Annotated in this window: 9 protein-coding genes and 1 tRNA gene; 5 read left to right on the forward strand and 5 right to left on the reverse strand. The window is 71.3% G+C overall.

Translation table 11 applies throughout. The features are described 5' to 3' along the window. Nucleotides 1-19: 19 nt before the first annotated feature. Nucleotides 20-1372, forward strand: a complete 1353-nt coding sequence (locus ACLQ21_RS06895; protein ID WP_425662523.1) for an FAD-dependent oxidoreductase — start codon at nt 20-22, stop codon at nt 1370-1372. A gap of 1 nt (nt 1373) precedes the next feature. Continuing rightward, nucleotides 1374-2138 carry a sulfite exporter TauE/SafE family protein gene (locus tag ACLQ21_RS06900; protein WP_425662524.1) on the forward strand — a complete coding sequence of 255 codons (765 nt, stop codon included), beginning with the start codon at nt 1374-1376 and terminating at the stop codon, nt 2136-2138. Nucleotides 2139-2152: 14 nt separating this feature from the next. Here ACLQ21_RS06900 and ACLQ21_RS06905 read toward each other — a convergent pair whose 3' ends face one another. The 4 genes from ACLQ21_RS06905 to ACLQ21_RS06920 form a co-directional block, all read right to left on the reverse strand. Further along, nucleotides 2153-3598, reverse strand: coding sequence for a phospholipase D-like domain-containing protein (locus tag ACLQ21_RS06905; RefSeq protein WP_425662525.1), 1446 nt, complete (start codon nt 3596-3598; stop codon nt 2153-2155). 9 nt (nt 3599-3607) lie between these two features. Then, a complete protein-coding gene (locus ACLQ21_RS06910) occupies nt 3608-4096 on the reverse strand; it encodes a YajQ family cyclic di-GMP-binding protein (protein WP_425662526.1) in 489 nt (162 codons plus the stop codon). 213 nt (nt 4097-4309) lie between these two features. Beyond that, entirely contained in the window at nt 4310-4690 is a 381-nt protein-coding gene (locus ACLQ21_RS06915; protein ID WP_425662527.1) for a nitroreductase/quinone reductase family protein, read from the reverse strand. Nucleotides 4691-4752: 62 nt separating this feature from the next. Then, nucleotides 4753-4834 (reverse strand) — tRNA-Tyr (locus ACLQ21_RS06920). 92 nt (nt 4835-4926) lie between these two features. Between ACLQ21_RS06920 and ACLQ21_RS06925 the strand changes: the two genes are divergently transcribed. Then, on the forward strand, nt 4927-5730 hold the full coding sequence (locus tag ACLQ21_RS06925; protein ID WP_425662528.1) for an inositol monophosphatase family protein: 804 nt from the start codon (nt 4927-4929) through the stop codon (nt 5728-5730). A 182-nt stretch (nt 5731-5912) separates the two neighbouring features. Beyond that, complete coding sequence (locus ACLQ21_RS06930; protein WP_425662529.1) at nt 5913-7112, forward strand: M23 family metallopeptidase; 1200 nt, start codon at nt 5913-5915, stop codon at nt 7110-7112. Nucleotides 7113-7169: 57 nt separating this feature from the next. On the opposite strand, the gene ACLQ21_RS06935 is transcribed toward ACLQ21_RS06930, so the two are convergent. Further along, entirely contained in the window at nt 7170-8834 is a 1665-nt protein-coding gene (locus ACLQ21_RS06935; RefSeq protein ID WP_425662530.1) for a glycoside hydrolase family 13 protein, read from the reverse strand. 182 nt (nt 8835-9016) lie between these two features. Here ACLQ21_RS06935 and ACLQ21_RS06940 point away from each other — a divergent pair, with 182 nt between their 5' ends. Then, nucleotides 9017-10279: a sugar ABC transporter substrate-binding protein gene (locus ACLQ21_RS06940; RefSeq protein ID WP_425662531.1), complete on the forward strand. Its 1263-nt coding sequence runs from the start codon at nt 9017-9019 to the stop codon at nt 10277-10279. The last annotated feature ends 63 nt before the right edge of the window (nt 10280-10342 follow it).

Raw genomic sequence — 10342 nt, forward strand, 5'->3', positions numbered from 1 at the left:
CCCGCACCCGAGGAGGACCGTGAGCGCACCGCTCCGCATCGCCGTGGTCGGCGCAGGACCCGCAGGCATCTACGCCGCCGACATCCTCAAGAAGTCGGCGGCCGAGACCGGCCGTGAGGTGCTCATCGACCTGTTCGAGCACCTGCCCGCGCCCTACGGGCTCGTCCGCTACGGCGTGGCCCCGGACCACCCGCGCATCAAGGGCATCATCCAGGCGCTGCGGGAGGTGCTCGAGTCGGGCGTCGTGCGGCTGTTCGGCAACGTGCGCTTCGGCGAGGACATCACCCTCGACGACCTCGAGCGGCTCTACCACGGGGTGATCTTCGCGACGGGCGCGACGAAGGACGCCCCGCTCGACATCCCGGGCGTCGACCTGCCGGGCTCCTACGGCGCCGCCGACTTCGTCTCCTGGTACGACGGCCACCCCGACGTGCCGCGCGAGTGGCCGCTCGAGGCCAAGGAGATCGCGGTGATCGGCAACGGCAACGTCGCGCTCGACGTCGCGCGGATGCTCGTGAAGCATCCCGAGGACCTCATGCCCACCGAGGTGCCCGCCAACGTCGTCGCCGGCCTCGAGGCGTCCCCTGTCACCGACGTTCACGTGTTCGGCCGCCGAGGACCGTTGCACGTCAAGTTCACGCCGCTCGAGCTGCGCGAGCTCGGCGAGCTGCGCGACGTCGACATGATCCTGCACGACGACGACTTCGGCGTCGACCCCGACGAGGAGTCGCTCAAGCAGAACAAGCAGATCCTCGTCATCTCGCGCGTGCTCGACCAGTGGCGCCAGCGCGAGGTCGGCCAGGCGTCGCGCCGGCTGCACCTGCACTTCTGGTCGCGCCCCGACGCGATCGTCGGCGACACTCGAGTCGAGGCGCTGCGCATCGAGCGCACCCGCCCGACCGAGCACGGCCTCGAGGGCACGGGCGAGTACCGCGAGATCCCCGTGCAGGCGGTCTACCGCGCTGTCGGCTACTTCTCCTCACCCCTCGCGGACGTCCCCTTCGACGAGCGCCGCGGCGTCATCCCCAACATCGCCGGCCGGGTGCAGGACGGCTCCCGCCCCATGCCCGGCATGTATGCGACCGGCTGGATCAAGCGGGGGCCGGTCGGCCTGATCGGCCACACCAAGTCCGACGCCAAGGAGACGGTCGAGCACCTGCTCGGCGACGAGCACTCCTGGTGGACGCCGGCACCGTACGACGTCGATGCGGTGCCTCGGCTGCTCGAGGAGCGCGGCGTCGCATGGACCGACATCGCGGGCTGGATCCGGCTCGACGAGCACGAGATCGGCCTGGGCGCCCCGCACGGGCGCGCCCGCGTCAAGGTCGTCGACCGCGGCGAGATGATCGGCGTCTCGCGCGGCGAACGCTGACGTGGAGCTGCCGGGCTACTTGCTGATCGCGCTCGCGTCGGTCGGTGCCGGCGCGATCAACGCGGCGGCCGGCGGCGGCACGCTCATCACGTTCCCGGCGATGCTCGCCGCGGGCATGAGCCCGCTCGCGGCGAACATGACCTCGTCGATCGGGCTGCTGCTCGGCACCGTCGGCGGGGCGTGGAGCTACCGCGCGGAGCTCCGCCGCCAGCGCCGCCGCTTCCTCGCGAATGCGCCGTTCGCTGCGGTCGGCGGGGCGATCGGGGCGGTGCTGCTGCTGCTCACGCCGTCCGACGCGTTCACCGCGATCGTGCCGTGGCTCGTGCTCGCGGCGGCCGTGCTGTTCGCGGCGCAGCCGCTCGTCGCCCGGCAGCTCGGGCGCAGCGCCGATGACCCGTTCGCGGTCGACTCCACCGGCGGATGGGCCGCGAAGGCCGCGTTCGTCGGGATCGGCGTGTACGGCTCCTACTTCGGCGCCGGCATCGGCGTCATGATGCTCGCGATGCTCGGGCTGCTCATCCACGACTCGCTGCAGCACCACAACGCGCTCAAGAACGTGATGGCGGCCGTCATCAACGGCACGGGCGCCGTCATCCTGGCGTTCTCGCCACTCGTGCACTGGGGAGTGGTGCTCGTGATGCTCGCGAGCTCCCTCGTCGGCGGGCTCGCCGGCGGATGGCTCTCGCGGCGCGTGCCGTCGTGGGCGCTGCGGGTCGTCGTCATCGCGTTCGCGCTCGTCGTGGCGCTCTCGATGCTGCTGACCTGACGGCCACCTCGGCGCTACTGCAGCGCGGAGGTCAGCCGCGCGACGCTGTCGAAGAGCTGCGCGACCCGCGGCCGCGCCATCCAGTCATCCAGCGTGAGCTCGATCGACTGCCGGCGGTAGGCCTCCGAGATGCCGTGCAGCTGCGCCACCATCGACGTGCCCTCGATCAGCATCGACACTTCGAAGTTCAGCCCGAACGAGCGCAGGTCGATGTTCGACGAGCCGATCACGGAGACCCGGTCGTCGAAGGTCATGAACTTGGAGTGCAGCACCGTCGGCTTCGCGAACAGGCTGATGCGCACCCCCGCGCGCAGCAGCTCCTCGTAGTACGAGCGCTGCGCGTGGTACGTCCAGAACTGGTCGCCCACCTCGCTCGCGAACAGCTCGACCTCCACGCCACGCATCGCCGCGGAGGTGATGGCGTACCGCATTGCGTCGTCCGGCACGAAGTACGGGCTCACGATCGTGATCCGCTCCTCGGCGGCGTGCACGAGCTCGACGAAGACGCGCAGGTTGATCTCGCCCTCGAAGCCCGGACCAGAGGGGACGGCCGAGACGAGCAGGTCGCCGTCGGTCTCCGACGCGGTGGTCGCGAGCTCGACGAGCTCGTTCGTCTCGGCCCACCAGTCCGACCAGAAGAGCACGTCGAGCGCACGGACGGGCGGGCCGACGAGCTCGAGCCAGGTGTCGCGCCACTGCAGTCCGCGGCGGAGGTTGCGGCGGAGCAGATAGGACGGGTCGATGAGGTTGAGCGAGCCGGTGAAGCCGACACGGCCGTCGACCACGACGAGCTTGCGGTGGTTGCGGAGGTCGGGGCGCTGCCACTGGCCGGCCCACGGCCGCAGCGGCAGCATGTCGCGCACCTCGGCGCCCATGCCCCTCAAGCGGGCGAGCGTCTGCTTCCGACGCGGGTAGCGCAGGCTCGTGAAGTGGTCGACGAGCACGCGCACGACGACGCCGCGCTCGGCGGCGCGCTCGAGCGCCGCGAAAAAGGGCTCGGTGCGCGGGGAGGCGACGATCAGGTAGAACTCGACGTGCACCCAGTGCTCGGCCTCGTCGATGCGGCGCGCCATCGCCTCGAGCTGCGCGTCGAACTCACCCCAGACGATGCCCTCCGCCGGCCCGCCGTGCGGCATCGACGACAGCGTGCGGTTGAGGGCGAGGACGCCGGGCAGCCAGTCCGGGCGGTCGCGAGGCGATTCCGCGTCGTCGATCGAGATGGTGCTCTCGCCGATGAGCTCCTGGATCGCCGACATCTTGGCGTGCCGTCCGCGCGAGACGCGGTTGTTGCCGAGCAGGAGGAACACGATCCAGCCGACGACCGGCTGGATCATGATGACGAGCAGCCACGCGATCGCGGTGGCCGGGCGGCGGTTATGCGGCACGACGACGAGCGCCAGCAGGCGCAGCGCCACGTCGAGGGCGATCCAGAGCGCGCCGAGCGCCTGCGTCAGCTCCACAGACGGACGTCAGCGGAAGTTGATGAACTGGAGGTCGATGTCGAGGTCTGCGCCCTTGAGCAGCTGGATGGTGGCCTGCAGGTCGTCGCGGCTCTTCGAGGTGACGCGCACCTCGTCGCCCTGGATCTGGGTCTTGACGGTCTTCGGGCCCTGCTCGCGCACGAGCTTCGTGACCTTCTTCGCGTCCTCGGTCGAGATGCCGTCCTTCAGCCCGACCTCGATGCGGAACTCCTTGCCCGAGGCGTAGGGCTTGCCGGCGTCGAGCATCTTGAGGTCGATGCCGCGCTTGATGAACTTCGACTGGACGACGTCGAGCACCGCCTTCACGCGCTCCTCGCTGGAGGCCTTGAGCAGCAGGCTGTCGCCGCTCCACGAGACGTCGGCGCCGACCCCCTTGAAGTCGTAGCGCTGCTCGACCTCCTTGCGGGCCTGGTTGACCGCGTTCTCGGCCTCCATCTTGTCGACCTTGCTGACCACATCGAACGAGGAATCTGCCATGACGCCACCCTAGAACACGGTCGCTCGGAGCGATCGCCCCGTTCCGCCCCGAGGTGCACGCCAGCCGGACCCGAGTTCGGCCGCCCGCCCCCGGCCCGGGGGGGGCGGGGGCGCCCGCGGGGGGCGGGGGGCGCCCCCCCCCGCGGCGGCCGGACCCGCGATCGCGGGTCCGGCTGCCGAACTCGGGTCCGCGGGGCCGCCCCGCCGAGCGGCTCAGGAAGCCGTCCGCAGGAGCCGGAACTCGCGGCGGCGCAGCAGCCGCAGCACGAACCGGGCGGGCGCGGGGAACGCCCGGCGCCCCGCCTCCGCGGAGATCCGCTCGACGGCCACGACCTGGTGCAGCTCGCCGTCGACGACCAGCTCGCAGCGCCCCGCGGCCACGATGTTGCGGTACCAGTCGACGTCGGCGCCATACGTCAGCTCGCAGACGAACCCGTCGGGCACGGCCGCGACGATGATCGGCGTCTCGAACGAGCGACCGCTCCGCCGGCCGACATGTCGCACCAGCGAGAAGGGCCCGCCCGGTGAGCGCGCGACGCGCGCGGTGAGGCGATTCAGCGTGTGCTTGATGAGCCAGAGCCATGCCTGCCGCATGCGGCCATCATGCACCGCGGTGCAACGACGGAGCCCCGTCGCATGGACGGGGCTCCGGAACGTGGCGAGTGAGGGATTCGAACCCCCGAATGCTGAGCAGTCTGATTTACAGTCAGATCCCTTTGGCCGCTTGGGTAACTCGCCGTGGCCGAGACAGGCCGTCGACAAGGATACATGGCTCACAGCCGGCCCGACGACTCCAGTGGTGGCTGCCGCGTGCGCGATAGGTTCGACGCATGCGCGAGCTCCATGATCTGGTCGTCGGCGTCGCCGTGGAGGCCGCTGAGCTCGCCCGCACGCGACGGCACGAGGGCGTCGACGTCGCGGCGAGCAAGTCGAGCCTGGTCGACATCGTCACCGAGGCCGACCGCGAGGTCGAGCGCATGGTCGTCGAGCGCCTGCTCGCGGCACGCCCCGATGACGGCATCCTCGGCGAGGAGGGCGCGAGCGTCGCCGGCACCTCCGGGCTCACCTGGGTGATCGATCCCATCGACGGCACCGTCAACTACTTCTACGACATCCCCGCGTACGCCGTCTCGATCGCGCTCGTCGAGGGCGAGCCCGAGCCGACGACGTGGCGCGCGCTCTCGGGCGTCGTCATCAACGGCGCGACGGGGGAGCGCTTCGAGGCTCGCCGCGGCGAGGGCGCCCGGCTCGACGGCCGCGAGATCCGGGTGGCGGATGCCGTCCCGGCGTCGATGGCGCTCGTCGGCACGGGATTCGGGTACGACGCGCTCCGCCGTGAGCGGCAGGCCGCCGTCGTGCAGGGCCTCATCGGCTCGGTGCGCGACATCCGGCGGATCGGATCGGCTGCGCTCGACCTCGCGTCGGTGGCGTGCGGGCGGCTCAACGGGTACTACGAGCGCGGCCTGCAGCCATGGGACATGGCGGCCGGCGCGCTGCTCGTCGAGGAGGCCGGCGGGGTCGTGCGCGGCTGGGACGGCGCTCCGGCGAGCGACGCGTTCCTGCTCGCGGCGCACGCGGATCTGGCCGACGAGCTGGCCGCGCTGCTCGCGCCGCTGCGCCCGCACGAGGTCTGACCCTTGCCACGTCGTTATCAATCCGTTATCTTTGATATTCGTACCGAGCAGCAGGTGCGCGCACCGCGCGCCGTTGCCGGGAGCCGCCGGTTCGTGCAAGCATCGATCCCGGCGCGGCCGCCAGTCGCCGTCGAGTGCACTGCGCGCCCCCCACGACCCCGAGCATCAGGACGGCATCCAGCGTGACCCATCCCACCCGACGAGCATTCAGCTCGTCCCAGGAGGGCACTTCTCGACCCGATGCGGCGCAGCCGGTCACGAGGCGCGCCGTGCGGGAGCGCGAGCGCGCCGAGGAGGCCATCGCGCTGACCGCGAGCGAGGCTCGCGCGGCTGAGCGGGTCACCGTCGTCGAGGGCTCCGCGCCGCTCTACACGACCCGCCGCGCCATGCGCGACGCCGCGACGCGGGTCGCTCGAGAGCTGCCGGTGCAGATCGCCGAGTCGGCCTTCACATCGCCCATCATCATCGTCGACGCGCCGTCGCTCGGCAACGGCGGCGACCTGATCCAGGGCGTGCGTCCCGTGCCCCGTGCGCTGCCGACCCGCGCGCTGGCCCCCCGCACCATCCGCACCGCGCCCCTCGCGCCGCCTGCCAAGGCGAAGCAGGGCGCACGCAAGATCGTGCAGAAGATCACGGCCGGCGGCGCGCTGCTGTTCATCGGCTCGCTCGTCGTCGTCACGTCGCTGCCGGCCCAGGCCGTGCAGTCGCCCGGCGGCATCACGGCAGAGGTGGCCGAGATGAGCGAGGGCGCGCAGACGCTCGAGGGCGTCAACGCCGAGACCACCGGCTACTTCCAGCGCGACGACATCACCGTCAACGATCAGATCGCCGCGGCTCGCATGGCTCCCGGCGAGCTCGCCGCCTATCAGGCGGTCGCCGACGCCGAGGCCCCCGGTCCGTCGTACACCGGCGACCCCGCGTTCCCGCAGGTGTGGGGCATGCTCGAGACCGGCTTCGTGCAGACGCCCTTCCCGAGCATGGACCAGGTCCCGATGTCGAGCGGCTTCGGCTACCGACCCGGCGGCTTCCACGGCGGCAGTGACTTCATCCCCGGGGTCGGCACCGACATCCGACCCATCGCGAACGGCGTCGTGTCGGCGGTGTTCCACGGCAACAACCCCGGCGGCGGCGGCTACTCGGTCTTCGTCGACCACAACATCGACGGCCAGTTCGTGCAGTCCTGGTACGGCCACATGCTGCCCGGCTCGATCACGGTCGAGGTCGGCCAGGTCATCGACATCACCACGGTCGTCGGTCAGGTCGGCAACTCCGGCCGCTCCACCGGCCCGCACCTGCACCTCGAGCTCAAGAACAGCGATTACGTCTCGTTCGACCCGGTGCTCTGGCTGCAGACGCGCGAGATGAACCTCGAGTCCCGCTGACCCTAACTCCATGACGAAGGCCCGCCGATCGGATCGGCGGGCCTTCGTCGTCGACGGCTACGCCGTCCGCACCCAGACGACCTCATCGGCCGCGACCGATGCGGCGTCGAGCGGCGACGACGTGAGCAGGATCTCGCCGCGCGGCACGTCGATCGCGTCGTGACCGAGGTTCGCGACGACCGTCACCGAGCCGTTGCGGAAGGCGAGCGCGGTCGGCCCCACGTCGAGCCACTCGAGCGAGCCGGTGCCGAGGCCCAGCTCACGGCGCAGCGCGAGCGCGCGCCGGTACATCGAGAGCGTCGAGTCCGGGTCGTCCTGCTGCCGATCCCGCGCGAGCTCCGCCCACAGCGGCGGCTGGGGCAGCCAGCTCTCGCCCGCGTCGCTGAACCCGTACGCCGGCGCATCCGACTCCCACGGGATCGGCACCCGGCACCCGTCGCGTCCCCACAGCTCGCCGCCGGTGCGCGCGAACGTGGGGTCCTGACGCTGGTCCGGCTCGATCGCGGTGACCTCGGGGAGCCCGAGCTCCTCGCCCTGGTAGACGTACGCGCTGCCCGGCAGCGCGAGCATGAGGGCCGTCGCGGCACGACCGCGGCGCAGCGAGACGGTCGGGTCGGCCTTCGAGATGGAGGTCGGTCCGATCCCCGCGCCGTGGGGCGGCGGCGGCACGAGCGCGAGCCGCGTGCGGTGGCGGATGGTGTCGTGGTTCGAGAGCACCCAGGTCGGGGGAGCGCCCACGGCGCCGAACGCCGAGATCGACTCGTCGATCACCTCGCGCAGCAGCGTCGCGTCCCACGGCGTCTCGAGGTAGACGAAGTTGAAGGCCTGGTGCATCTCGTCGGGTCGCACGAAGCGGGCCATCTTCTCGAGCGGCGACACCCACGCCTCGGCGCACAGCACGCGGTCGCCGTCGTAGGCGGCGACCACGTCGTGCCAGCGGCGGTAGATCTCGTGCACGTGCTCCTGGCCGAAGAACGGCGAGTCCATCGATCCGGCGGCGACGAGCTCCTCGTCGACGTCCGGCAGCCCCTCCGCCTTCGCGTTGCCGTGGGCGACGTCGACGCGGAAGCCGTCCACGCCGCGGTCGAGCCAGAAGCGCAGCACGTCGACGAACATGTCGCCGACCGCGGGGTGGTTCCAGTCGAAGTCGGGCTGGGATGTGTCGAACAGGTGCAGGTACCACTGGCCGTCGGGCACGCGGGTCCAGGCAGGGCCGCCGAACACGCTCTGCCAGTTGTTGGGCGGCAGCTCGCCGGACTCCCCCTTGCCGTCCCGGAAGATGTAGCGGGCGCGCGCCTCGCTGCCGGGGCCAGCGGCGAGCGCCTCCTGGAACCACGGGTGCTGGTCGGAGGAGTGGTTCGGCACGAGGTCGACGATCACGCGCATGCCGAGCGCGTGCGCCTCCTCGAGCATCCGGTCGAAGTCGTCGAGCGTGCCGAAGAGCGGGTCGACGTCCATGTAGTCGGCGACGTCGTAGCCGGCGTCATTCTGCGGCGATCGGTAGAAGGGGCTGAGCCACACCGCGTCGACGCCGAGCTCGGCGATCGCCGGCAGGCGCGAGGCGATGCCCGCGAGGTCGCCGACGCCGTCGCCCGAGGCGTCGGCGAAGGAGCGGGGGTAGATCTGGTAGATGACTGCGGAGCGCCACCACTCGTTTCCCGGGGAGGTGGGAGCGAGAGCGGTGGCGTCGGGCGCTGCGGAGTGCGTCGAGGCGTCGGTCATGGTTCCAGGCTATGCGGATGCACCTGGTCGCGCGCAGTGGAGGCGAAGGTCACGCTTTGCCAACGATTGCCGCGGCTGGGGGCCGTCAGCTTGCGGCGTGCTGCGCCGTGCCGACACGATGAGCCGGGCTCAGCCGACGATCGCCGTCGGCCACGTGAGCCCCAGAAGCTAAGGAAGGCACCATGAAGCACAGCAGCCTCATGAAGGTCGCCGGGGTCGGAGCGCTCGCGCTCACGCTCGCGGCATGCTCCGGCGGCGGCACGCCCGCGCCCGCCCCCTCCGCGAGCGAGACGGCGGCGCCGCAGGGCGGCGGCGAGCTCGTCATCTGGATGGACCAGAACCGCAACGACGCACTCGCCGACGTCATCTCGACGTTCGAGGAGGAGACCGGCACCACGGTCGAGATCGTCATCAAGGACTTCGCCAACATCGACGACGACCTCACGACGCAGGCCTCCTCGGGCGAGGGCCCCGACGTCATCGTCGGCGCCCACGACTGGATCGGCAAGCTCGTCACGAACGGTGTCATCGCGCCCGTCGAGCTTGGCGAGATCGCCGGCGACTTCGAGGACGTCTCCATCCAGGCCATGACCTACGAGGGCTCCGTCTACGGCGTCCCGGTCTCGATCGAGAACCTCGCGCTCGTGCGCAACACCGCCCTCGCGCCCGAGGCGCCGGCCACGTGGGACGACCTCGTCTCGACCGGTCAGGCCGCCGTCGCATCCGGGCAGGCGCAGTTCCCGCTCCTCGTCGGCATCGACCCCAACGGCGCCGACCCGTACCACCTGTACCCGCTGCAGGCGTCCTTCGGCGGGCCCGTCTTCGGCATGAACGACGACGGCTCGTACAACCCCGACGACCTGCAGCTCGGCAACGAGGGCAACGTGCAGTTCGCCACCGCGCTCGGCCAGTGGGGCCAGCAGGGCATCGTCAACCTGAACATCTCGCAGGACATCGCGAAGGAGCAGTTCGCCTCCGGCGCCAGCCCGTACACGATCACGGGCCCGTGGAACCTCGACTTCTTCCAGGAGGCGGGCGTCGAGTACGCGATCGACCCGATCCCGTCGGCCGGCGGCCAGCCGGCCACGCCGTTCGTCGGCGTGCAGGGCTTCATGGTCTCGGCGCACGCGAACAACCCGATCGTGGCGAACCAGTTCCTCACCGAGTACATCGCGAGCGAGGAGGCGCAGACCGCCATCTACGAGACCGGTCAGCGCGCTCCCGCACTCTCCTCGGCCTTCGAGGCAGCGCAGTCGAACGAGGACGTCGCGGCCTTCGGCGCGGTCGGTGCCGAGGGCGTCCCGATGCCGAACATCCCCGAGATGGACGCGCTGTGGACCGACTGGGGCACCACCGAGGCGCAGATCATCGGCCAGCAGGGCGGCGACCCGGCGGCCCTGTGGACCACCATGGCGGAGAAGATCCAGGGCACCCTGGGCGGCTGATCCCCTCCGAGGGGGGGGGGGGCGGCGCGGGGGGGCGGCCCCGCGCGGGGGCCGGGCGGGGGC

The sequence above is a fragment of the Agrococcus sp. DT81.2 genome (genome assembly GCF_049844935.1).
Taxonomy (GTDB): Bacteria; Actinomycetota; Actinomycetes; order Actinomycetales; family Microbacteriaceae; genus Agrococcus.

Coding starts and splice junctions, on each gene's coding strand:
- ACLQ21_RS06940 (WP_425662531.1), top strand. CDS start 9,017: ATGAAGCACAGCAGCCTCATGAAGGTCGCCGGGGTCGGAGCGCTCGCG.
- ACLQ21_RS06925 (WP_425662528.1), top strand. CDS start 4,927: ATGCGCGAGCTCCATGATCTGGTCGTCGGCGTCGCCGTGGAGGCCGCT.
- ACLQ21_RS06935 (WP_425662530.1), bottom strand. CDS start 8,834: ATGACCGACGCCTCGACGCACTCCGCAGCGCCCGACGCCACCGCTCTC.
- ACLQ21_RS06910 (WP_425662526.1), bottom strand. CDS start 4,096: ATGGCAGATTCCTCGTTCGATGTGGTCAGCAAGGTCGACAAGATGGAG.
- ACLQ21_RS06915 (WP_425662527.1), bottom strand. CDS start 4,690: ATGCGGCAGGCATGGCTCTGGCTCATCAAGCACACGCTGAATCGCCTC.